Raw genomic sequence first — 24,387 nt, forward strand, 5'->3', positions numbered from 1 at the left:
CTCCGCGTCCAGATTGCTCACGAAGCGTCACTCCTGCGAAATTCACGTTTCCGGCCAAGCGCGGCGCGCTGCTTCTGCGCTCTCTGTTGTGCCTCTACGAGCAGGTTTTCCGGCGATGAACTCTCTTTCAGGCGGCGCGCGAGCGTTCGTATCGTCGTGAACTCGAACAAATCTGTAACAGGGATTTCAAGGCACAACGCTCGTTGCATACGACCGTGAACATTGGCGAGCAAGAGAGAGTCTCCCCCAACATCAAAGAAGTTGTCGTCTGCACCAACGGACCGTGTACCGAGAACTTCGCACCAGATTTCCTTGATCTGCTTCTCCATCGGCATCAATGTCGAATCGATCTCGACATTGTCGTTCGTCCGGGGAGCAGGCAGTGCGGCGCGGTCGACCTTGCCGTTGATTGTCAGAGGAAGCGCTTCGAGTTGCTCATAGGCATATGGCACCATATGCGCGGGAAGCCGGGTCTTAAGAAACTCGCGCAAGTCCTCTGCCGTCGTGGATGCGGATGGCTTCTTCCGGACGAAATAGGCAACCAGCTTTGGCTCTCCGGGACCATCTCTGCGCGCCATGACGACAGCCTGCGCGACAGAGCGGTGATCTGCGAGAATTGCTTCGATCTCTCCCAATTCGATGCGGTAGCCGCGGATCTTCACCTGCGAGTCACCGCGACCAAGATATTCGAGATCGCCGGTCTCAGTAGCACGCGCCAGGTCACCCGACTTGTACATTAAGGCTGGCGAATCCAGGACGAAGGGATCCCGAACAAAACGTTCCGCGGTAAGTTCAGGCCGGTTCAAATAACCGCGCGCAACTCCAGCTCCGCCGACATAAATTTCGCCCACATCGCCGACGGCGACGGCGCACAATTCGGAGTCGAGCAAATAAATACGCAAATCGGGGATAGGAACGCCGATCAGGCTTCTCGTCTCGTTGAGAGCATCATTCAACGTAACCGGGCGATATGTCACATGGACAGTCGTTTCCGTGATCCCGTACATATTGATCAACTGTGGCGTCCGGTCGCCATGCCGTTCGAACCACGGGCGGAGATTCGCAAAATTGAGTGCTTCCCCACCGAAAACGACGTAGCGCAATTTCAGCGCTTCGGCGGTACTGGCCTCCTCAACTTGAAGCAGCTGATAGAATGCTGCCGGCGTCTGGCTCAGCACTGTAACCTGTTCGTCGACGAGCAGCTTGTGGAAATCGATCGGCGAACGAACGACCAAGTGCGGTACGCACACAAGTCGGCCGCCAGTCAAGAGGCATCCCCAGATCTCCCAGACGGAAAAATCAAACGCCGAGGAGTGAAATAGCGTCCAAACATCGCTCGGACCGAAATCAAACCAGTGCGCTGTCGACGCAAAGAGGCGCAGCGCGTTTCGATGGGTCACCATTACGCCCTTCGGCCTGCCCGTCGATCCGGATGTATAGATCACATAGGCAAGGTTATCGGCCGAAGCGTCGTCATCCAGACGACCGGCGTCCTCTTCGGCAATGATCCGATGGTCCCTGTCGACGCATACGACGGATCCACTGTCCTGCCGCGCCACTTTCTGGGCAAGCGCATCCTGCGTGAGGAACACACTTGGTTCTGCATCCTCGAGGATCATCGAAATCCGTTCAACCGGGTAGGACGGATCGATAGGGAGATATGCAACCCCCGCTTTGAGAACAGCGAGTATGGATACGATGAGATCCAGTGACCTCTCAAAGCAGACTGCGACCAGCCCGTCAGACGGCAGGTCGTGCTTGCGTAGCGTCCTGGCCAGTTGGTTGGAACGCTGGTCGAGCTGGCGGTAGGTCAAGCAGTCGTCGCCGAGCTGGACTGCGACGCCACCGGGCGTGCGGGCAGCCTGCTGCTCGAAAGCTCGGCTCAACGTTTCACAGGAGGATGGCAGCGAAAGCTGGGGATCCATTCCTCTGGCCAGCGAATTAGCCTCTGCCCACGCCATTTTACTATCGCCTCCGCCGACTGCCCCTGCAATTAGAAATCGGGCACGTTGGCGCGCTAAAATCTCAATTTAAACTAAGTACAGCATAGCCGCTTTGTTCTTCGGTCGCAGCCTATTTGCTGATAACGTTAATCCCTGCGGCTTCATTGGTTAATCAAATAAACCGGCGTCTCCTTGATTTCCGAACGGCGCCTGGTCGTGATGAGGGGCACTTCAGCCCAACTTCATTTGATTATCTCGGATTGGTTCAAGACAAGACCATCCGAAGCTACGTCGCCATTCATATCTCGCCCGATCACCCCCTCCGAGTTCTGAGCGCTTGTCGGAGCCCTGTTCATGACGTCGGGAAGTACATCGGACTTCAGAATCTTGGCTGGGTTACCGGCGACCACACTGCGCGCAGGGACGTCCTTGGTGACCACACTGCCGGCACCGACGATCGCGCCATTCCCAATTTTGACGCCGCCAACAATGATGGCGTGCGGCCCGATCCACACGTCGTCTCCAATAATTGGATACTCGGTGTGACGACCGGTCGGTGTAATCCTGTCTTTGCGACCGATAACGACGCCATTGAACAGAGTTACGTTCGAGCCGATGATCGTCTCCCGGTTCACCACCGTTCCCCAACCGTGCACAATCACCAAACCGGGCCCGGCGCGAACGACCGATGGCATATCGATCCCCGCCTTGGCCGTAGCGTAACGATGCAGCGCCCGCGCCAGGAGCCTCAACGATGAGGAATGCTCTGCACCCCATTGGCAAAGCCTTAGCGTCAAGACGGGTCGGAAAGTGCGGCTGAACAACCCAAGCACCAACACCGAACGGAGCGAGGGCGTCTTCCCCTTCACGCGAAAAGCATCAGCCTTGATGTTGGTCCAGAGCGAGGACATTGCTGGCTCACTTCCTCGAAGCGAGCGGACTCAAGAGCCGCCTCATCAAGCTTCCCGGCAGGATATCCCCACGATCGGTTCTCGTAACCTGCCCTCTCGATTGCCCATGAACGGCTACCTTGCCCTCGAACAGGGCTCTGTACGCGCCAAGGAGCTTCGGTGCCTCGTGCGGCCAGGCGAGTTGATCGATCACGCGCCTCCTGCCGAACTCTCCGAGTTGCTTCCGACGGGACTCATCGCCAAGCAAATCGAGGACCTTGGCAGCAAAATCGACCGAGTCGTTTGGCTTCGCATACAGCGAAGCATCGAGCGCCGTAAACCGCCCTTCAGTCAGGTCGAACTGAACGATCGGTTTGGCAAGGGCCATATATTCCATGATCTTGTTCATGGTCGACTTGTCGTTCATCGGATTCCACTCATCCGAATTCACGCATACGTCCGCCGTATTGAGTATCCTAAGCAATTCGTCGTCCGAGACCCTCCCGGCAAACGTGACGTAATCGGCGACGCCAAGCTCGACCGCGAGCGCCCTAAGCCGTTCGAGTTCGGGCCCACCGCCCGCAATACAGAATTGAATGTCGTGACGACCAGCATCGTAAACGATGTGCCGGGCGGCCTCCAAAAGGTAATTGATCCCCTCCTGTGCCCCAAGGACTCCAACGTAGCCGACGCAATAGGCCCGCCCCTTCCTGACGGAGGGATCCGGAGGAACAATCTTCAGCCGTTCCAAATTGGGGCCGGAACGCACGACGAAGACGTTATTGGGATCCATCTTGCCGCGCTCGACGGCGATAGAGCGGTAAGAGTGATTGGTTGCTATCGAAATGTCAGCGACCGCGAACGTGCAGCGCTCGAGCGCGACCACAACCCGGTAAAGAAAATTGCGCTTGCCGAATTTCGCCTCGAACAACTCCGGATTGATGTCGTGGTGGTCGAAGACGAATTTCTTTCCGAGAAACAGTTTGAAAAACCCACCGATCAGAAAGATCAGGTCTGGCGGGTTGCAGGCGTGAATGGTGTCAAAACCCCGCTCAAAGAGCACACGCCACGCGAGAAAGAATTCCCAAAACACTGCAACAGCATATTCCACAAAGTAGAAGGCAACGCTTCGCGCCTCAACGATGGGATGCCGGTAGATATGAACGCCATCGATGACTTCGCGACGAGCGGAAGCACCGTGCCCCACGGGGCAGATCACACTGACTTCGTAACCCGCCTTGACCAGGGTCGTAGCTTCGTTCCAAACGCGCCGGTCAAACGGCACTGGAAGATTCTCGACGATGATCAGGATACGTTTCGGCCTAAATGGATCACCAGCTAATACCATGGTAATTCCCTTTCAATTGAGAGTGATCCTTGATGCGGACCAGATCGACCAAAAACTGATCGGGTCGCACGCGATCACCTATTGTCCGAAATTCCGGATCTGCGTTACCGACGACGATGATTTCGCCGTGTGAAAGCGCATCGTCCAGGGATTCGACGAGTAACGACGATACGTGCGGTATCATGCGGAGCAGATAATCCTTGTTCGCGCCCACAAGCTTCGAAAGGCTGATATTGCGATCGAAAATGCGTACGTCGTACCCCTTTCCGATCAGGCGCTCGACGACTTCAAGTATGGGGCTCTCACGAAGGTCATCCGTGCCGGCCTTAAAGCTCATACCGAGAATAGTTACGGGCCGTTTCCCCAACTGCGCGATCAACTCAAAGCCGCGCGTCGTCTGTTTTTCATTGGAAGGAAGCACGGACCCCAGCAGCGGCAGATCCAGGTCCAGCGATCGGGCCTTGTGAACCAGCGCTCGAACGTCCTTCGGCAGGCACGAGCCTCCAAACGAAAAGCCCGGCTTCAGGTAATAGCTGGACAAGTTCAGCTTGGTGTCCTTGCAGAACACGTCCATGACTTCGTGACTATCGATGGAAAGGCTCTTGCAGAAGACGCCGATCTCGTTCGCGAACGCGACTTTCAGCGCGTGCCAAACGTTGTCGGAGTACTTGATCATCTCCGCAACTTCGATCGATGTTCGGATCAGAGGCGCGTTGATCGCAGCATACAATGCCTCAAGCTCGCTCGCAGTTCGATCATCCTCGACGCCGATGACGGTTTTGGGCGGAGCAAAGAAATCTTCAAGCGCAGTTCCTTCCCGAAGAAACTCGGGGTTCGACCCAACGCCGAAATCGACGCCCGCCTTTTTCCCGCTGGCTTTCTCGAGCTCCGGAATCACGACACTTCGTATCGTACCCGGCAGCACCGTAGAGCGGATGATCACCGAGTGATGGGATTGCTTCTCGGCAAGGGCGGCACCGATCTCGGCGCAAACCAACTTCAGTGACGAAGTGTCGAGATCACCGTTTCGCTTGCTCGGAGTTCCGACACAGATCAACGATAAATCGGTCGCCAGAACAGCATCCCGCGCGTCCCGTGTCGCTCGGAGCTGACCGTTGGCAACTGCCTTGGAAATCGCATCGCCAAGGCCCTTCTCGATGACGGGCGACTTGCCCTCATTGATCAAGGCAATTTTCGCCTCTGCGGGATCTACCCCGACGACGATATTGCCGAATGACGTAAGACAGCCGGACGTGACAGCTCCGACATACCCTAAACCGAAAACGCTGACTCGCATGTTTTTTTCAAATCACTCGAAAATAATGACGCTGACCAAGCAATTATCTCATCCAAAGTACGACAGACCAGCAAATTAATGCAACATGTTTAATTCATGAACCTTTTTAAATGATGCAGTGACATAATCGCCGACTGGCGCAATGTTTTTTTGGCCCGGCGGGGCTTCAAAAGGCGAAGTGAAGGGAACCTGGCCTATCCGGATCGATTCGATGCGCTCTGCCAAATATCGGACAATCTGGAGACATACGCTCCGATTTCATATTTTGAAGCGTGGTCGATTTTCGCCGCAGCTCCCAGTGAATTGCGAAACTGTCTGTCGACGATCAGCCTGCGAAGCGCAGACGTCAGAGCATCTACGTTTCCTACCGGAACAAGCAGTCCGTTCGAGCCATCGCGGATGACATCGGCGACCGCCCCGACTGGCGTGGCGACGACAGCGAGACCGTAGGCGAAGGCCTCGAGAATCGACATCGGCAGATTCTCTGCAAACGACGGCAGGACGAAAATGTCGGAACCTCGCAACACGTCGCAGGTCTCCTCGGCATCCAACCAGCCAGGGACCTTCACGCGGCCTGTTATGCCAAGCTGTTCCGCGCGCAACTTGGTCTCCTCGACATCGCCGTTCCCGGCGATCGTGGCTGTCCAATCCAGCCCCTCATCCAGACGCCCCAGCGCCTCGATAAGTTGAGGAGTGCCCTTGCGCTTACCGAGCTCGCCAAGGAACGAGATCCTAACGTCGCCTTGGTGAGGGGTCGGCTCGTTCATGAACGCAGCTGGCGCTGTCGCATTTGGAAGAATGACGATCCGGTCCGCGACTTGCGGCACATGCGCGCGAACCAGCTCCGACCAGACCGTCCCGAGAACGATCACAGCCGAGCTCTCCAGGAAAAGACGGTCAACCAATTTCCGAACGCGAGGTCCAGCCGCCGGCCAAAATTCCTGAAACCGGGATCCGTGGAGGTGGACAACGTATGGAACGCCAAGGCTCCGCGCAAACCGCGCCAAAATCGCCTTTCGTATGGCGCTCTTGTCCGCGGCGACGTTGATATGCAGGAGGTCGACCTCACCTCGCCGTCTCGCGATCCAGAGCTGAGCCAAGGCCCGGGCAAAAACGAACGGCGCGGCAACCGGGCGACCTGGGCCCCGTGTAACCAACCTGGATATCTGAACGCGCCCGGAATACCCGTCGTCGACCTTCGCGACAATCAAGTCGGTCAGTCGATCCATGCCTCCTCTTTGACGCTCCCCGAAAGGAGTTGCCATCAGCACCTTGAGTGGCCGAGCCGACGCCATTTAAAATACCTCGTTATGCCGAATAAACTTGGGACCATTAGCCCTGAAATGACACCGAATAAATCCGGCAATGGAGAAAACAAATGACTTTGGGGCGGGACGGTTAACTGGGCCTGCCGCCCGCAAACTGGCTATATATTTTACCCAAGGCCTTAAATAGGAACCCTTAAATAATGACGTTAAGCTCAATAGGAAAATGCTTCAATCCCTGATATCCTGGGGATATTATTTGACGTATTTAGACTGCCATATGTTTTCAATGCGCAAAAGACGCGGAGTGGTGCTCATGGTATTAGATCCCCCGCCCCTTATCGATGTTGACTGGACCAAGTTTGACCCATGGACGGTGACGCCGGTCAAGCATCGCCTATCGGACGATCATCGGTTCCGTATCGAAGAGTTGGTCGAACTCGCAAAGCGTCTGGAAAGCAAGGGCGGAATTCGAGCCCACACCAATGCAGCCGAGGCTGGAACCTCATTCTCGAGTGCTCCCGATTTGCATCCGGTGAAGGATAGTTTAGTCGCCACGATGGAGCATATTGCTGCTGCAAAGGCCTGGATGTCCTTGCTCAACGTTCAAACAGACCCCGTCTATCGGGAACTCGTTGACGAGGTGCTGGATAGCGTCCGCCCTAATGTCGAACTCAAGGACCCCGGCATGGGGTATCGTGGCGGCTGGATCTTTGTGAGCTCGCCAAAAACGGTCACGCCGTTTCATATCGACAAGGAGCACAATTTTATCTTGCAGATCCAGGGACAGAAGACAGTTTATGTCTGGGATCCCGACGAGCTAAGAGTGGTCAGCGATAAAGCCCGCGACCGCTTTCATTCCCGACACGATCGCGGATTGATTACCTGGCGGGAAGAGTTTCGCGAGTTAGCTCATTGCTTCAAGTTGAACCCTGGAGAGGGAGCTTACATGCCCTCCACCAGTCCCCACCTGGTCGAGGTCGGTGAGGAGCCCTCCGTTACGGTCAGCTTCACGTACTACACTGACAGCACCCGGCGCGACAGCCTGATCCATAAAATTCGAGGCCGCTTGGCGGAGTTCGGCGTCAGCGTGCCATCTTCACGAAACTCTGGCGTCTTCGATGAGGCCATATATCTGGGGGCGCGCGCCGCCCGCGCGGCGACGCGCGCGGTCTACCGCGCCAGGGGACAAAGAGTCGGCGAGGAGCAAGCGACGTATGCTCGCGCCGGGAGCACGTAGGTTGCCGAGATTGTCCCAATTTCTGGTTTGAGATCTTGTTGTTTGAAGCGTCCGAGGACATGCATTACGTGCGAAGTAGAATTTCGTTTCCCAACCGATCCTTGACGAGGTTGTTGTTGACAGTTCGAGACTGCCAGAGATGAATTTGTTTGACGATGCACGTCGCGAACTCGATATCTGGGCGGACTCCAACCTGAAAGCAAAATTCTGGGTTCGCGATGATGACGCCTTCGAGCCATCACTCGACCTGGAGCGCCTGCGCGATGTTGCCGCCCGGTTTGATACCAGGATAGGGCTGGCAGTCATCCCGGGAATGGTGACACCGGGGCTACGGGAATTTCTCGTCGAGAACGATCGTCACTTCTATCCGATGCCCCATGGCTGGAAGCACATCAACTACAACCGGGGAAAGAAACCTGCAGAGTTTGGACCCGATCGGCCGATCTCAAGCATGATTGCCGATGCAGAGTTCGCACTACAGCTGTTCAAGGAGTGTTTCAGCTCCTCGCAGCCGATTTTCGTCCCCCCCTTCAATCGCATCACACCAGCGCTCGTCAGAGCCCTACCGGGGGTGGGGTACGCCGGGGTGTCGCTCATGCCGAATCAACTCGAGTGGAAGCTTCTGCGACTAGGCTCTCGCGTGCTGTGGCGTGGAGTCGTCAGAATGACTGAGTTCAAGTCTGGTCCCAGGATCGATGTTCATCTAGACGTCATCGATTGGAAGGCAAGAACGGCTCAAAAGCGGAAATTCATCTCCGACCTTCTCGTTCAGCAATTGCGAGGCAGGAGGCTCGGCCTTCTGCCTCCTGACGCCCCCATTGGCCTGCTGACGCATCATTTGGCGCACAACGAGGACATCTGGCAGGCCATTGACGAGATATTGGGTTTTCTTAGATCCCATAAAGCGGTGGAGTTCATCGACGTCGGCAGGTGGATCGACGACCATGTCACAAATCAACTTCGCATCGCCCATAACTAGGGTTGGTGCCCGGGGACCCCGTACCTTGTTGCAAGCTGCACTTGGCGAAATTCACGTGTGGCGCCTGGAGTTCTCGTCCCTCGGATCGGCGCAAGCCGGCTGGCAAATCATGAGCGACCAGGAGCGCGCGCGCGCCGAACGATTTCGCTTTTTGCCGGACCGCGAGCGATTTTGTCAGAGCAGGTTTTTGCTTCGACTGGTACTGGGCCAATGCCTTGGACTGGATCCGAGCAAAGTGCCTATCGTTGTGGACGAACACGGCAAGCCGTCAGTGGACGAAATAGCCTCGCCACGCGGCCTGCAGTTCAACCTAACCCATAGCCGCTCCATGGCTTTGCTTGCGCTCACAATCGGTCAAAGCGTCGGAATCGATGTCGAAGACATCGGCGCCGTCGAAAACACCGACGTAACCACATTGGCTGAAGGTATCTGCACCAAACACGAAATGGAGGCTCTCGCGAAGCTCGAACAGGACGGACGGAGACGGGCCTTCCTGCGATGCTGGACGCGGAAGGAGGCTCTCCTGAAAGCGGTTGGAGTGGGGCTGCTTGGGCGGCTGGATGGGTTCGAAGTGCCACTGGATTGCTCCAAGAGATGGGACATTCAATGGCGACCCGATAGCCAGTCAAAAGAGTCGACCTATCAAATGGCTGATCTGTCTTCCGGTGATCATCTCGCAGCGGTAGCTGCTCCGGTTATCTCGAATTCTATTCAGATATTCGATCTTCACGGACAAGAAACTGACCCAGGCTCGATCGCCGAACGACCGATGACGATCTTGCGTCAGCGTGACGACGAACCGAACTCCGGAGAAGCTCCCTCGCCTTGATCCACCGTCAAGAAATCAGCTTGGGAAGGTCTATTTCCGAAACCAATATTCACATTTTGAAAGAGAGCCGTGAGTGAGCATGCCAACCCCATTTAACGCCGTCCTGGCGACGACATCATTTCTCGCGATACTATTCACCGCGAGCTATCCGTCCCGGGCAGAAGACGCTCTGGGTTCGAACTGGGCAGCCATTGCGAACGCAAAGACGCCGGTCACAATCAGGGGCATCCCTTACGTCGTGGAGTCCGCCGGCAATGACTGGAGCATCCGGAAGGCTCAGGCCGGCGCGATCGACATTACGCGCTTCGAAGTACGCGCGGGAGATTCATGGGACGAAGACCGCGCCTCCGGCGAAAACAAGGAGCGTTCCGAGCTCGACGGTTACAAGCGTCGCTACAACCAGGGATCTGACGTTTGGGGATCTTATTCTTTTCTCATCGAGCCCGGCGCCGAATATCAATCCGACTGGACGGCTATCAGCCAAATGCACGGCTCAAAGATCAGGCCGTTCCACATACATTTCAAAGCGGGCCGATTGATCGTCTATAGCGAGTATTCGGGGTCCCCCGCAGGTGCGCAAACAAGCGTCCGCTACAACGGGACGCTCAGCCGCAATAAATGGCACCACCTCGTATTCCATCTGCGCGAAGGTGACACCAATGGTCAGCTTGATATCTGGCTGGATGGAGCAAAGATCGTCGATTTCGCGGGGACGATAGGCGCCATCGGTAATCAAGCTTATTGGAAGTTTGGCATTTATCGCGGCTACGGCCCCATTGCGGCACCACTCGCTATTCAATTTGCCAACATGGAAGTGGGCACATCGGACCTTACGGCACGAGTTACAGCCCCTCTGCCCACCAAATGAACCTGGTGAACGATCTGGACCGTTCCGCGCCAAAGGAGGCTTCGCCGGCGGTCAGCCCGAGCCTGGCAGGCTCAACTCATGGGTCCGCTGGAGCGGCCCCAAAGCCGCCCTCCCCCGATGTCACGCGCCCCAAAAATGCGTCGGTAGATCGTGTACCGACGGCAGAGCGACGCTTAGTTTCCGACACTGATCGGTTGCGTCACGATCGTGGCGCCCGAACCAGTGCTCAAGGCCTTTGCCGAGTTCGCAAGCGTGACCGGATCTTGAATCGTTGCCACGATCGTTCGGACGAAGTTCAAGAACTTCGTCGATTCGACCGCCGCAGCGTTGGAAACATAAATCACGTCCTTGTTGCGCATTTCGAATCTCGACGTGAGGAAGTAACCGCCGGGATCACGTAGATCTGCCTGATAGATGATCGGGATAACAGGTCCCTCGAACCGGGAAATATCGACCCCAAGCTGCGTAGCGACCTCTCGGCTTTCGCCGCGATAGAGGAAAACGGAAGCGGGGTCGGCCGTCAGATCACTCAGGCCGGTCGCCTTCGCAATTGCCTCAGACAGGGAAACTCGCCAAGCATCGAAGGGGAACTGCCCTTGGCGGCCAGACGCACCAAAAGCGAGGAATGTTTGCGGTTCGCGGAAAACATAGACCATGTCTCGCGGTCGAACGAAGACGTTATTTGCAGGCTCATCGATGAGGGCTCCGAATGGAGCCGCGGCCTTTTTACCATTTCGCTCAAGAACGACCCAAGACTCGTTGCCCGGGCCCGAAAGACCTCCCGAGCGTCCGATTGCCTCCAAAAGACGTTCCCCGCCCGGATTTGCCGCAAAGCGGCCAGCGGTGCGGACATCTCCAAGCACAGTAAATGCTGATGAGCGCTGCTCAAGCAGGGTCACGACCGCATTCGGTTCCAGCGAACGCTTCTTCAGAGCGGCTGCAATCTCCTGTTCGATCTCCGAAGTCGTTTTCCCCCGGGCGGGGATCTGGCCCGCCGACGGGACCGAAATGTTACCACCAGGACCCACCGCTTGCGGGGGAACGGTGAAGAAGTTTCCCGGACGGACCCCCAAATCGTTCTGCACGAAGAGGCCGGCGCCCGTTTCGTACACGGTTACGCCAACGATATCCCCGATCTCGACGACGACCCTCTGTGGCCCGCGTCCGTCAGCAATCCGACCAGCGATCCGTGGAGCGTGCGCTGCGAGAACGTTGAGCGTCTGCGGTCCAAGCCGGACGAGCGCGTAAGGAAATTCACTTTGGCCAGACGTTACGTCCCAGCTCTGGGGACCTGCAACTGGCATGATCGCGCACCCACTCAGTGCCGCGGAAATCAGTACCGTTAGAAATGCCAATCGCAATTGCATGCGCCCCCCCGTCTCAACTCCCCTCTAACACGTTAGAGCTTCAGGGTAGGGTGACCTGAGGCGTCCAATTTAATATTCTCAATTAAGTGTTCCCCAAAAAGCACAGAAAATAACCGGCTTCGGCACACGCGATTGCATCCAAGGCCGCTCGATCTGTCGATTGGAGCTCCTACCCCGAACTTTCTAGCTGATTCGAGTAAACGGACCGCTATTTTTGATGGTCGCGGGGCGCTAGAGGCGGCATCCGAATCGACACGCCCCAACCAGCCAGGGAAAAGCTCAGCTTGAACGCCGGCAGAATCGCTGCATTGCAGCATTTCGCTCTCACTTAGGCCGCCGACTGGACCACCTTACTTCTTATTGGCGTCGCCGGCGGACAGCGCTTCTTGAGAATACCAGCAGCAAAGCCGGCGGCAGAAAGATGCCATGTCAGTACGCTGAAGAGTCCCAGATTCGGCGATCTCGTTCGAACAGTCATCACGGCTATCGGCATCGCAAGCGCGGTCAACAGCACCGGGGCTGGCTGGGTCAGCAGTCCCACCAGGACCGCGCATGCCCAATAGGCCCACACGCCGATTGAGATTGGGACAATTCGCACCTCGCGGAACACCCGTCCGACGTATTGGCTGGCCAGTGCTGCCCGAAAGAGTTCACCGGAGCTCAAAAAGCGGCCACTGAAAATGCGATGCCAAAGTAGCTGCCAGGTACCCATCGCATAACTAAAATGATCCACAGCCTTGTCTTCCAACAGCACAAGCCGTCCCCCCTCCGACCGAAGGCGAACTCCGAGATCGTACTCTTCGAACGCATGAAGATTGCGGTCAGAGAAGTATCCCACCCGCAAAATCGCCGCACGCCGATAGAGACCGCCTCCATTCAGACAATCAACATCGAGCCGGCCTTTCCGGCGCGCGCGCTGGAACCGCTTGATCCGCCCCTGGAGTTCAAGGTTATCCGTACGCATCTCATGAATGTATCCGCCCACTCCCGCAACCTCTTTCTGCTCGTCGAGGATGGCAATGGCTCTTTTGATGAAGCCCGCATCAAGCTCCATGTCGCCATCGAGGATGTAAACGTATTCGCCCTTGCTATGTTGAAAGCCCAATTGGGGACCGACGCCGCATCGCCTTTCCGAGGCATCCTCCAATACGACGACTGACGTAGGGAACCGCGTTGCTATTGCTACGGTGCGATCGGTCGACGCACTGTCGGACACAATGACTTCACCCTCGTAACCGGCAATTGCTGCGAGCGCGCTCTCGATCGCCTTTTCGACATTGGCCTCTTCGTTGAGCGTCTTGATAATAATGCTGATCTTAATCATTTTCGACCTGTAATGCCCCGATAAATCAGGGCCAGAATGACACTCTAGCGGGACCCCGGTGCCGAATCCATCGAGGTGTGCCGGCACCTCGAGACATGCTGAACGCTCTGACTTTCGCCGGCACACGTTCGCCGAGCACACCTAGTCGCGGCCATCTGTTTGCCCGTCATTGCTATCAAATGCTTGACGCTCGACTGCAGAAAAGGTCGCGCCCCGAACCGTCGGACCAATCCAAAGAACATCGGTCCGCCCTTCGACCTTCCCACCGCGGTAAAGTCCCTGCTTCACATATATTGGCCGCCCGGGCGGAACCCTGGACATGCCCTCCAGTACCAGCCTGAACGGCTTCTCACCTTCGTTACGCCGCCAAATCGCGTACGTGCCCGTGCGCCAGTCGATCCTGAATATGAAATCCGTCCATCGACCAATCGCTAAGCGGCCGCTATCGGAAAACTCGGCTTGATTAAACAGATATCGCTGAGGTCCCCCCACCTCTCGTTGAGCTGCAACGAGCCCACCCCACCCGTAAAATTGCAGAACAAAGGACCAGCTGTTGCACGCATTCTTGTCAGCCGAGCAACGGGCCGGAGCAAATGCCGACCAAGGGAGTTGCTGCCCCCGCCAGTTGCTCGGAAAATAGTAGCTGGTGGCGTAATACTGAACTGCGCTCCAGATGCCTTCTGTGATCTCTCTCCCGCCGATGTCTTGCATCGAGAACATTTCGGCCCGTTCGCTGTTGGCGTTCAGGGCAAGCGGGTCGTCGTTCGCCTGCACCTCAACCCGAACTGCAGCCTTGCCGTGCCAGGTCCGAAACCCGTCGACCCGAATTCGGCAATCGTCCACCGCCTGCCGACCGAACCAGCCCCCCGTCGGGATATCTTCCCAGCTCGTGGCAAAAGTGACGCCTTCTACCACCTGCCTGTGTGGCGGAAGCCGATAGCTCACCCGCCGCTGACCAGCAGATACGGCGGGGCACTCTCTCGATGAATCCGGGGTTGGCGAGGATGCCTCATCTCCTGCTTTCACCGGTCGGTCAGGGAATTGCTGCGCCAAGCCAGCAGGCGAGGCAGCAACAAAAAACACGAATAGAGCCCTCTTCAACACAATCGGTCACCTTGCAGGACAATTCTGAAACTCGATCCCAGGCTGATCGAAGTTTGCGGGACGTGTCCGAGACTGCGTGATCCCGCCGCCCCTCGTTGAATTCGGTTAGTCGCCAACTTCGGGCTAGCCGCCGGGAGGGATTTTATCTCCGCCTCCAGCACCAAAATATGAATTTAATATTTGCGCGGCTGGCAATATCAAGATACAAGCCTGATAATTCATTTTTTATTTAATGAGATTTTAAATCAATTGTCATGAGTTAATTTAATCTCGGGTGTTACTTTGTCAGATAGCACGGAATTTCGTAACGAAGTCAATGCGATCGGGCCGGCACGCGCAGCAACTCCCTTTCGCATTTCCGAGAGCGTCGTCCCCTATCTGCTGTCGACGATAGACCTCTCGATTATTTTCCTGTCGAGCATTGTAGCCGGGGGATCTTACGACTGGCTACTTAGCCACGAGCTCCCCAATTTGCTTCCCTACTGCGCGATCGGGATCCTCTCAGGCCTTCTTTACATTCTTCGAATGGGCGGAAAGGGCCATTACAATTTCACGGAGGCGATAAGACCGCGGCTCGAAATCAGCCGGATCGCATCCTGTTGGTCTATCACGGCGTTGTTGTTGGCCCTTCTCGCATTCCTGCTCAAGATAGGCCCCAGCTATTCTCGCGGCGCATTGGTTGCCTTTTCGATGCTCGCGCCGCTCCTTTTGTTCGCCGGGCGGAGCCTCGCGAAAACATTTCTCGCCGCAGCCGTATCGCACAAGGTCATCGGATGGCGTCCTATCGTAGTGATAGGCGCGCCGCGCGAGTTCGCCGCATTGAGAGAACAGAGCTTGCTAACGGAGTTTAGCACAGGAGACGTGAAGACCTTCATGCTTCGCGATGCGGATGCGACCAACGCTTCCTCGGTAGACGCGACAATCCTGAATTCGGCAGCCGCCTTTGCAAGACGACACGATTGTCGGGAAATTCTACTCGCGTTGCCGTGGGCCGACACGAAACGCCTCGATTTCGTATGCAATCATATAAGCGCCACTCCAACAGCCGCCTGGCTCCTGCCTGACGCCAACGTTCGCGCGCTCACGCGCGGTGCTGCGCCGGAATGCCTCCGTGCCTTGGCAATTAACGTTCAGAGTGCCCCGCTAAGCGAAGCTCAATGTTTGATGAAGCGCTCGGTCGATATCGCTCTGGCGGTCTTGGCCCTGCTGTTCTTTTCACCAATCATCGCGATTACAGCAATCGCAATCAAACTCGACACTCCCGGGCCCATCATTTTCCGGCAGGATCGGAAAGGGTTCAACGGCAGGCGCTTCAAGATATTCAAGTTCCGATCGATGACGAGCCAGGACAACGGCCCGACCGTATCGCAAGCGACGCGGGACGATCCACGGGTGACAGAGATTGGACGAATATTGCGAGCGACAAGCGTCGATGAGCTGCCGCAACTATTCAATGTCTTAAGAGGTGAGATGTCGCTGGTAGGGCCTCGCCCGCATGCCCTGGCTCACGACGATCAATTCGAACAGATGCTGAGCAACTATGCCGTTCGTCAGCACGTCAAGCCGGGCATCACCGGCTGGGCTCAATGTAACGGCGCAAGGGGCGCCACACCGTCACTTGACCATATTGCCGAAAGGGTTCGCCTGGATCTCTGGTACATCAACAACTGGAGCATGAAGCTCGATGTCAAGATTCTGGTCCGAACGCTTTTCGAGGTGATGAAGCAGCGCAACGCGTATTAGCGCTAAGCAGCGTAGCTGAAGACTCTCCTCACGTCCGCGTCACCACGGAATTCGTACTCCGATCGAGTGAGCTTCTGCGGGAAGAGCCCTTCCGGACAATCGGACCCGTGTGACAGCAGTTCTCGCCCTTTACTGCAGCATTGAACGATCGGTCAGCCTGCAACCACTCTCAGCGAAGCTCTGCGCTTCCGCAATGACTCGGGAGGAGCAGCACAAAATTCTATTCCAGCGCTTCGGTCGTCGCGCCAAATGACCTTGCAGGCATGGCTTGTCCGAAACCTGTCAAAGCTCAGTTCGAATGCATCGGGCAGGCAGTCAGCACCGAACGCCAGTTCAATACAAAGGCCACGGTCGGTGCGATCGTGGACGACGCAAAGATCGAAACCGCCGCGATCAACCGACATCTTTGGCAAGCTTATAGGTCTTCGCACGCTTTGCTCGGCGCCTGTTCATTGCGGAACTCCATTTGATGAGTGCCTAACGCGGATTCAAATGATGGCCTGTTCCCGTTAACAGCGATCGAGTTGGCAAATGCCTAACTGGCTCCCTTTGGCCGATCTTCTTGGTTTAGAAATGACAAACCAAAGCGCGAGTCCCTTGATCAGACAAGGCTCACTGACCTCACAAGGCGATAGCAGGGAAGCGAGTTTCGGCTTGCGTTGAGTGTCAAATGACCGCGTGCGGCGACGAGGCGACACAAGCCCGCGCAGCTGGTCGTCGAGCTGCAACCTTGACATGCCGGCTAACGCGAAACGATCGATCCAGTTGGGTCATCTATTTCGGGAGACAGACAACCGCGGCAAATGACAAGCTTCTTATTCAGCCTTTCATCTGCGGCTCGATTCGAAGCGTCAAAAGCGGCGACCCACTCCTTGGAATATCGCTTAAGCTTGGAAAGGTCTTCATCAAAAGGATCAGCTTCCGCAGCTATCTGCTGCACGTCTATGGCCCGGGCTCTTGCGCCGCCGATATCACCGTGTCGGCGAGGAATGCGTCCCTGGTCGGGCGCTGGCGCCAAGCCATCCCAGTTCGAGACGGCACGTGCAGAATGAGGACTGAAGCTTCCTGGCTCCCTACAACATCCGCAGAGGGACAAGGCTGCGGCTAGCACGAAGACGAAACGCCTAGCCATCGTGGACCCCGGCAACGGTCATTGGTGGAACGAATTAATTCATCCCAAAGTATAGTTAATATTTGATTAGCTGCGATTTGATGCTCGGCACGGTTAAATTGAGCGAAAGCAGACGCCTTCGCTTGAGATGCCTAATCGAAGCATCGCTCGCGGCACCCGGCCCAAGCCTGTGCGAACCAGTCTGAGACAACGCAGGTAGCGGCTTTTCGCAGGGACTAGCCGGCCAAGTCACGGCCGAACCTACAGTCCATTGATCCCGTCAGCCGTGAGATTACCCTGGTGAAAAAGCATTGTGGTCGCGGTCTTGCTTGGCGTCATTGGAGAAGGAATCTCTGCTTCCTTCAATGCATTGACCGTACTCACCATCTTAAAACCATCCGGAAACTCAACTAGGCAGGCGTACAGTGTTCCGACCACCAGTACGCGGCAACGCTGCCCTTGCCGGCCCTTATTGGCCCAGCGGTAGACATAAGGAAAATCGAAGAAGCGATCGCTAGCTGTCATAAACTCCCCATCCTCGGGGCGAGCTTTATGCCTGCCCCATACATGGGCGCCCTCAAACTACCCAACCCACCAATTAACTCAGTTACAGAACAGATTATTTCCAAAGCGTTGGCAGGAGCGACCATTGCTGAAAACGGTCGTATTCCCATACGACTGCGCCGTCGCGCCATTGTCAAAGTACGTGTTGTTGCCATAGGTCTGGAAGGTCGTCCCATTGCTGCTGTAGGACGTACTTCCAAAGCGCCGGGAGACGTCTCCATCGCTCCAATTCGTGGTGCCCCCGTTGCGTCCGCTCGAGAGCTCGCTCTGCCCGCACGGATAATAACCTTGTTGGCAGTTCTGCGCGTACGCTGCCGATGTAGTCATGAAGAGCAGAGCAAGAGCCAGTCGCATAATTACCTCCTCGCAGTACGCTAATCCTACACTTTTTTGGAGAACTTGCCAGTCGGGACCGGCTTGTCACCTCTGTGCAATTTCTTGCCTCAGGGAGGCGGACGAGGGTCTCCTGGCCCCTGGAATTAACTTCATCGTCTAATTGTCGTGGCCAAGCCCGCGAGCAAGGTGCAAGACCGATGACATCCTAGCCGACGCAGGTCGAGAGGCCGGCGAGCACGGGACCGGAATCTGCAAGCTTCGGAGAGATCCGGTCTGTCTCAACCGGGTCCAAGCCCTCGCTCGGCAAATGGTCGACCATGCTTTGCACAATTCAACTTCGCGCGATTCTTGGGTCCGGTTGCCTTGCACCTCCTTGAGGATCGAGCATTAACTCATGAAGGCAAATTTTGAGCCTATAAAGCAGCTCTCGATCATGATACTAATCCATATTTCAATGTGTGCTTTTTCATATTTCTCAAATTCTGGTGATGAATGGTGAGATCCGTCGATTTCACGGTCGTCATTCCGACCTTCCGACGCCCGACGGAGCTCCGCGAGGCCATCTCCAGCGTGCTCGCGCAGGTCGAAGTCGAGATCGAAATTGTTGTCGTTGATGATAGCCCCGAGCAGTCTGCGGCGTCGGTCGTCTCAAGCCTTTCCGATCCGCGAGTATCTTACTTGGCGAACCCCAAGCCCACTGGCGGCTTTCCCAGTGCGGTGAGAAACCTCGGCTGGCCCCGCGGCCGCGGAGAGTTCGTGCACTTCCTCGATGATGACGACATCATTCCGGCCGGGCACTATGCCGCTGTCAAGGCAACCTTTGAGAAGCATCCGAACGTAGGTGTCGTTTTTTGTCGAATTGATCCATTCGGCAGTTGTTCAGCGACCCAGCTGCAACGCGAAAAGGAGTACTTTGAGAAAGCGGCCGCGCTCGCCAACTTCTGTCAACGTCTTCACTCGCGACGGGCTTTTGCGGCTTGTCTGATGTTTCATTGGGCATTGATGGTATGCAGCGCGGGCATCATGCGTCGCCAATGCGTTGAACAACTCGAGGGGTTTGATCCTCACCTCCGCCTTCGCGAGGACGTCGATCTGTATTCGAGAGCGATGCGGCAATTTGACGTGTACTTTCTCGATAGAATTGGACTTAAATATCGCATCGGAAGCCCCTCGCTCATGCATGCCCCCGAACTCACCCAATCGGATCTCGACGATCTTCGCGCGGCTCAATCCCGGACCAACGCGAGGTATAAGTCGACGTGGGGCAGCCTTGAATTTTACGTAATGAAGCTATTTGCTCGTTCGGTATTAAAGTTTGTGTGAGCTAACAATTTCATGACGAAAAAACCGCTAATTGTCGGCAGAGTATCGCTTTCGGAGGCGTTCGGCCCAATGCGGCAAGAGTGGGAGCGCCTTGACTGCAGTTTGGAACCTCGAACACCGTTTACTTCGCCAATATGGAACGAACTGTGGTGGAAGCACTTCGCGCGTTCCGGACTGCTGAGGCGCGACCAGTTCTTCTTGCACCAGGTCCGGCAGGAGGACGGCGAACTCGTTGCGATCGCTCCGTTGATGCGGACGTTCGAGCCAGGCTTTGGCCCGATCCGCATGTGCAAGGTTCAGTTCTTTGGCACCGATCCAAGTCTCACCGAAGTCCGTGGCATAGTATGTAAGGCTGAACGACAAAAAGACGCGTTACATGCACTTGCAAAGCACTTCAGTGAACGGGAACAGGATTGGGACTTGTTGAAGTGGAGTGGCATCCATTCGGGTTCAATTGACCAACTTCCCAGCCATCAGCTAAGGACCGAACGTCTACTTCCTGACTACATCGTCGATTTGCCCGATCGCTGGGAAGCCCTTCACGCAACACTTTCCAACAACACCCGCAAGAGCATCCGGAAGGGATACGAGTTCCTTGACCGCGATGGACACAAGCCATCGCTTCGCTTGGCGGAAGACTCGAACGTCGATGAAAATCTGAGCCGGTTTTTCCGTCTTCATCAAGCTCGGTCGTCCGCAGCCGACATGAGGCAACATCGCGACAACTTTCAGACGAGCCAGAGCCGCAAGTTTTTGAATGAAGTCATCAACGCGCTGGGATCACGCGGTCTCGTTCGCTTCTTCGAACTTGAAGTCAACGGAGCTGTTGTTGCATCGCGGATCGCCTTCGTCCTCGATAGAGACTTATATCTCTACTTCTCTGGTTTCGACCCTGCCTGGAAGAAATACGGAGTAATGACGACTCTCGTCGTTGAGATCATGAAATGGTCGATCGAGCACGGTTTCCGGCGTCTCAATCTCTCGACGGGCAAAGATCAATCGAAGTTGCGCTGGCTTCCTACTGAAATCGTCCTTCATGACATCGTGCAATCAACAACATCGGTGCGCAGCCAGCTCGCCGCAAAATCTGAAATTTGGCGACGGGGTGCCCTCAAGGTGCTGCCATAAGGGTCGACGTAAACGCGCGTCACATCGACAATGCCTTCGCCGCCGGCGAGCACTCGCCGCGTTTGACGCCCGGGGCCTATCGTCCCTTTTTCGAATTCCCGCCGCGACATCGGTGCTTGACCGGCTGCAACATCACCGGCTGCTCAGTTCGGGCGGAGCACCAAAGGTATCCACGACCTTTTCGTCAACGAGCAGTTTGTCGAACAATTTCCTGAGACTGTCTTCGTCATCAAGGTCGGGCGTTTCAGGATCAGATGCATCGACGGCAATATCTGCAGGCAGCGGTTCATCGCGCTCGCGATGCAATACGCGCGGTTGGACTGACATCTCGTCTTCGTCTGTCCTGGCCGACCAAACCTGCGATCTTTCCTCAATCGCAACCTCCCGAATGGGGTCATGATAGTGGGTCCCAAAGTCGGATTGCCCTGCCAGCGCCTCGCTCAACGACTTGTCGGCGCTGATAATCATCTCAAGTATGATGGGCAGAAAGTCCTTCCTGTCGAATACGGCGTACACGGTGGCCAATTGGTCGACGTATCGCGGTCCAAACCGCGCAAGGATTGTGGCGATCCTTGCAAGATCAGGGTCTGCGTCCATCAGCAGCTGCCAACTCTGTTCTTGCTGTAGCACCTCGCCCCTTTGTGTCGGAGTGGGTGAGCCACAAATAAAGGGGGCCGTCTGAGCCGACGTTGCTGCCAGTTGAATTTCCCGTGCTCTTTTTCGTCTATCTGCGATCAGGAAGCCGATAAGTCCGCAGCTCATTAGGACGAAGCCCAACGCAGCCCAAGCGACTGAAATGCAAAGTAAAAATCCAACGACCAGGAGAGCCCCGCCGGCGATATACATTTTCACATCATCTCATTTAAATAATTAAATATATTATTGGGCATGCGAAGCAACGCAACCTCGCACGAAACAAACCGGGAACGACCTGAGCGACGGAATTGCAGTTTTCAGCTGAGCTTCGGAGGGGCGATTCCTCAACCCGGATTGGCCAAGACACCAAGGGCCGAGGCAGGCACGCCTCGATCAGCCAAGAAAACAGGAAGACAAGTCGCGGAGTCTGCTAAACTGGGGTGATATGCCAAATCGGGCCACAGTTGCCGCGCTTCGCCTACTCATCACGAAAGGGAATTTTATGAACAATTCAGCGGCCCGTTTGGCCGGAACTGTAGCCATTATCGTGCTCGCTCTAACGGCCTCCGCAGACGCGAAGGGACGGCGAGTGAGCGATTACGGGGGCACGTTTGCTTATTCTTGGGGCCCTAACTACGCCAACTTCAATCATCCGGTCTATGCCGGCTGCCCGATCGTCGGTGAACGCCTCAGCTATCCGACAGTCATGACTGCCACGTTCTTCAACGAGACGGCCGTAAGTCCTTTCGGCTCTTGGAGCTACCGTGCAGTTGCGCGCGATGTTCCCAACCGCTGGTGCCTTGGGAAGTAGGCAAACACGTCGCGGCGTGTACTTTGCGGGGCATGTGAACTCAGGATTGCCCCACTCAACGTAGGTTGACCAACGAAATTCTCCCGATGCACCACGCCTTCAAGACGGGACGCGTCCTCTGCGTTAGAATAAGAGCCGGGGACACGACTACAACCAGTCATTGAAGAATCCAATCTTTCAATTGGGCCAACCCGACTCCCGCTCCGGTTCGCAGTTTCCTGCCCCGTAGTTCCCGCAATTTCGCGACGCTGGCGGAACTCAACGTTAATTAGTTTTGAACTAATTTTGCATCCGACCGTTAGTCGACTGTTTAGCGTTCATCGCGCCCAGAAGTCGCCAGATTTGGGTTCCACGATTCGCGGTGGGTGGTGGATGAGTCTTGCTGGCGTTCGTTACCGAATGCTGGCGAGCCGTTCGTGCGCCACGGCGAGCGCGTTTCGAGGGGAACCGAATGTCAGTCATATGGCTTCTGCTTTTGTTCGTGGGTGCGCTACTGACCGCTGCGCTCGCGTTGGCGATTTATGCCAGTGCGATGATTGCTCGCCCCGTGTCGGGCCGAAAACAGCAAGTGACCATCTTGTCTGGCGACGAACCCAGCGTTTCGAAGCCGGACCCTTGGCCTACTCAGTTGCTACATCGTGCTATTCACCGCGCCTAAATCGACCCAGCTGGCGCGAGTTGTGCATCTCCGATGCGGCGCGCATCTGGATGAGTCGTAACGGCACATTCCATCTAGCTTATTCGACTTAGCCGTCCTTCAAGGCTCCGTTTCAACATCATGACTGCACGGACCAGTTCGTGACGAATTGGATGTCGCGTGAGGGCCAAGCCGACGTTCCATCCCGCGGCGGCCAGCAATACACTGAGCCCCCCCGCTTCCATCGATAAGCCTTCCGACCCGCCATGCGTCATGAGCAAGTAGATCGGGCCCAGCGCGCTGAAGATTGCAAGAGCAGCACTCTTTCGGAGCGCCACGAACAGTTCAGCCCAGCTGAAGGGCAAATACTGGCGAACCACAGCAATGGCGATCAAAGCCCTCAGGGGCACTAAGCCGACCAGGCACCACGCGATCGCCAAGAGGCCATGACCTGCGCCAAGGGCAACCGCTGCGATATTAAGCATGGCCTGCCCAGCTACCAGAAGCGGTAAAGATCTGACTGCTCCCAGCGCGACAAGCACTGGGTACTGGAGAGTCCAGGTGAACGAGAAAGCCGCGCCAACGCACAGGACTGAAACAAGTGGCGCCACCTCGAGCCATTGAGGCCCAAGCAGCAACCTGACCAACGGCGCCGCAAGGACGCCCAGCAGGATCAAACACGGCCAATGTGCCGCAGTGATCAATTCAAGCGCATTGAGATAGATTTTCTTTGTATCAGACTTTTCACGCGCGCTTCTCGAAAAGACCGGAAGCGCAACTGCGCCGACGCCGGCAAGTATCACGCGCTCTGGAAACGCGGATAGCAGGACAGCCCGCTGCGCGATACCCACGCTCGCGGAGTCCAGCGCCCTTCCGATGACGAGATAGGCAGCATACTCGCCAACCGCTGCCATGAGGGCTGCCGCGCTATCAAAGGTTCCAAATCCCAGCACGCCACGCCAATCGCCCAACGACGGAAGATATATCGAGCGATCGGGCAGAAGACAAAAGCAAAGGATACTTCCCACAGCCGCGGACGCAACAGTCGCCCAAGCCAGCGAAATGTAACCGAAACCAAGTTTCGCCAAGCATATGCCTGTGAGTCCACCGACGACGGACATCGATGTGTTCACCAAGGCAAAGGACCCAAAAGCCATCTCGCGGCTCATGAGCGCAAAAGCGGGAAAAATTAAGGGACCGAGAAGATAGCCGATAGCGGCCACCTCAATGTAGGGACCGACCTCCGGCAGCCCGTAAAGATGAGCTATCGGCGTGGCTGCAAAGTACAGGCAGAACGATGTCGCGATCGACACAAGAGCACTCGTCGTGATGCTCGTACGGATCTTCTTGAGGGTTAACTCCTTCTGCTGAACCAGATAGGCGCCTCCGCCCAGTTCACGCAGCGCCTCCGCGATGACAAAAGCTGAGCTGCCGAGAACTGAAACGCCAAAGGCGGCAGGTCCGATCAGTCTTGCGACGACAATTGCGACCGCGAGATTGATTAACATGACGAGGTATCGTCCGAACGTAGCCCACAGGAAGGCCCGCCTCACGTGCATCTAGAGCTCTCCATGGAACTTGTGGGCTTCGTCCCCCTTTCAGGGCGCCCCGTTCAAGCTGTTCGGGGGCAGTGCACCACGTCGC

At 56.2% G+C, this 24,387-nt stretch carries 17 protein-coding genes and 1 pseudogene; 7 read left to right on the forward strand and 11 right to left on the reverse strand.

Translation table 11 applies throughout. The features are described 5' to 3' along the window. Positions 1–17 precede the first annotated feature (17 nt). From IVB41_RS10400 to IVB41_RS10420, 5 genes and pseudogenes are all read right to left on the reverse strand, one after another. The gene (locus IVB41_RS10400; RefSeq protein ID WP_247430687.1) at positions 18–1,961 is read right to left on the reverse strand and encodes an amino acid adenylation domain-containing protein; all 1,944 of its coding nucleotides are present in this window, start codon (positions 1,959–1,961) and stop codon (positions 18–20) included. 359 nt (positions 1,962–2,320) lie between these two features. Then, positions 2,321–2,470 (reverse strand): annotated as a pseudogene (locus IVB41_RS35890) (DapH/DapD/GlmU-related protein); the annotation flags it as partial. Between the two features lie 391 nt (positions 2,471–2,861). After that, a complete protein-coding gene (locus IVB41_RS10410) occupies positions 2,862–4,181 on the reverse strand; it encodes a glycosyltransferase family 4 protein (protein WP_247430690.1) in 1,320 nt (439 codons plus the stop codon). After that, on the reverse strand, positions 4,165–5,478 hold the full coding sequence (locus IVB41_RS10415; RefSeq protein WP_027568237.1) for a nucleotide sugar dehydrogenase: 1,314 nt from the start codon (positions 5,476–5,478) through the stop codon (positions 4,165–4,167). Before IVB41_RS10415 ends, IVB41_RS10410 begins: the two co-directional genes overlap by 17 nt. 194 nt (positions 5,479–5,672) lie before the next feature. Continuing rightward, positions 5,673–6,707: a glycosyltransferase family 4 protein gene (locus IVB41_RS10420; protein WP_247430693.1), complete on the reverse strand. Its 1,035-nt coding sequence runs from the start codon at positions 6,705–6,707 to the stop codon at positions 5,673–5,675. Positions 6,708–7,059: 352 nt separating this feature from the next. Here IVB41_RS10420 and IVB41_RS10425 point away from each other — a divergent pair, with 352 nt between their 5' ends. The 4 genes from IVB41_RS10425 to IVB41_RS10440 all read left to right on the forward strand — a co-directional run bounded on the left by IVB41_RS10425 (position 7,060) and on the right by IVB41_RS10440 (position 10,659). Then, complete coding sequence (locus tag IVB41_RS10425; protein ID WP_197031167.1) at positions 7,060–7,983, forward strand: cupin-like domain-containing protein; 924 nt, start codon at positions 7,060–7,062, stop codon at positions 7,981–7,983. A gap of 139 nt (positions 7,984–8,122) precedes the next feature. Next, a complete protein-coding gene (locus IVB41_RS10430; RefSeq protein WP_247430696.1) occupies positions 8,123–8,962 on the forward strand; it encodes a hypothetical protein in 840 nt (279 codons plus the stop codon). A 25-nt stretch (positions 8,963–8,987) separates the two neighbouring features. Beyond that, positions 8,988–9,791, forward strand: coding sequence for a 4'-phosphopantetheinyl transferase superfamily protein (locus IVB41_RS10435; protein ID WP_197031166.1), 804 nt, complete (start codon positions 8,988–8,990; stop codon positions 9,789–9,791). A 79-nt stretch (positions 9,792–9,870) separates the two neighbouring features. Then, the gene (locus tag IVB41_RS10440; protein ID WP_027568232.1) at positions 9,871–10,659 is read left to right on the forward strand and encodes a heparin lyase I family protein; all 789 of its coding nucleotides are present in this window, start codon (positions 9,871–9,873) and stop codon (positions 10,657–10,659) included. A gap of 173 nt (positions 10,660–10,832) precedes the next feature. On the opposite strand, the gene IVB41_RS10445 is transcribed toward IVB41_RS10440, so the two are convergent. The 3 genes from IVB41_RS10445 to IVB41_RS10455 all read right to left on the reverse strand — a co-directional run bounded on the left by IVB41_RS10445 (position 10,833) and on the right by IVB41_RS10455 (position 14,433). Next, the gene (locus tag IVB41_RS10445) at positions 10,833–12,026 is read right to left on the reverse strand and encodes a polysaccharide biosynthesis/export family protein (RefSeq protein ID WP_027568231.1); all 1,194 of its coding nucleotides are present in this window, start codon (positions 12,024–12,026) and stop codon (positions 10,833–10,835) included. Positions 12,027–12,354: 328 nt separating this feature from the next. Continuing rightward, a complete protein-coding gene (locus IVB41_RS10450) occupies positions 12,355–13,350 on the reverse strand; it encodes a glycosyltransferase (protein ID WP_247430699.1) in 996 nt (331 codons plus the stop codon). 141 nt (positions 13,351–13,491) lie between these two features. Next, positions 13,492–14,433, reverse strand: coding sequence for a heparin lyase I family protein (locus IVB41_RS10455; RefSeq protein ID WP_197031165.1), 942 nt, complete (start codon positions 14,431–14,433; stop codon positions 13,492–13,494). Between the two features lie 303 nt (positions 14,434–14,736). Here IVB41_RS10455 and IVB41_RS10460 point away from each other — a divergent pair, with 303 nt between their 5' ends. Further along, the gene (locus IVB41_RS10460) at positions 14,737–16,197 is read left to right on the forward strand and encodes an undecaprenyl-phosphate glucose phosphotransferase (RefSeq protein ID WP_247430703.1); all 1,461 of its coding nucleotides are present in this window, start codon (positions 14,737–14,739) and stop codon (positions 16,195–16,197) included. A gap of 1,372 nt (positions 16,198–17,569) precedes the next feature. Here IVB41_RS10460 and IVB41_RS10465 read toward each other — a convergent pair. Then, on the reverse strand, positions 17,570–17,833 hold the full coding sequence (locus IVB41_RS10465) for a hypothetical protein (RefSeq protein WP_155809803.1): 264 nt from the start codon (positions 17,831–17,833) through the stop codon (positions 17,570–17,572). Between the two features lie 867 nt (positions 17,834–18,700). Between IVB41_RS10465 and IVB41_RS10470 the strand changes: the two genes are divergently transcribed. Both IVB41_RS10470 and IVB41_RS10475 read left to right on the forward strand, forming a co-directional pair. Further along, entirely contained in the window at positions 18,701–19,531 is an 831-nt protein-coding gene (locus IVB41_RS10470) for a glycosyltransferase family 2 protein (RefSeq protein WP_027568227.1), read from the forward strand. A 12-nt stretch (positions 19,532–19,543) separates the two neighbouring features. Then, on the forward strand, positions 19,544–20,659 hold the full coding sequence (locus IVB41_RS10475; RefSeq protein ID WP_027568226.1) for a GNAT family N-acetyltransferase: 1,116 nt from the start codon (positions 19,544–19,546) through the stop codon (positions 20,657–20,659). Between the two features lie 132 nt (positions 20,660–20,791). On the opposite strand, the gene IVB41_RS10480 is transcribed toward IVB41_RS10475, so the two are convergent. Both IVB41_RS10480 and IVB41_RS10485 read right to left on the reverse strand, forming a co-directional pair. Beyond that, a complete protein-coding gene (locus IVB41_RS10480; protein ID WP_247430706.1) occupies positions 20,792–21,505 on the reverse strand; it encodes a hypothetical protein in 714 nt (237 codons plus the stop codon). Positions 21,506–22,838: 1,333 nt separating this feature from the next. After that, a complete protein-coding gene (locus tag IVB41_RS10485) occupies positions 22,839–24,302 on the reverse strand; it encodes an oligosaccharide flippase family protein (protein WP_027568224.1) in 1,464 nt (487 codons plus the stop codon). Positions 24,303–24,387 lie beyond the last annotated feature (85 nt).

The sequence above is a fragment of the Bradyrhizobium sp. 44 genome (genome assembly GCF_023073095.1).
Classification (GTDB): Bacteria; Pseudomonadota; Alphaproteobacteria; order Rhizobiales; family Xanthobacteraceae; genus Bradyrhizobium.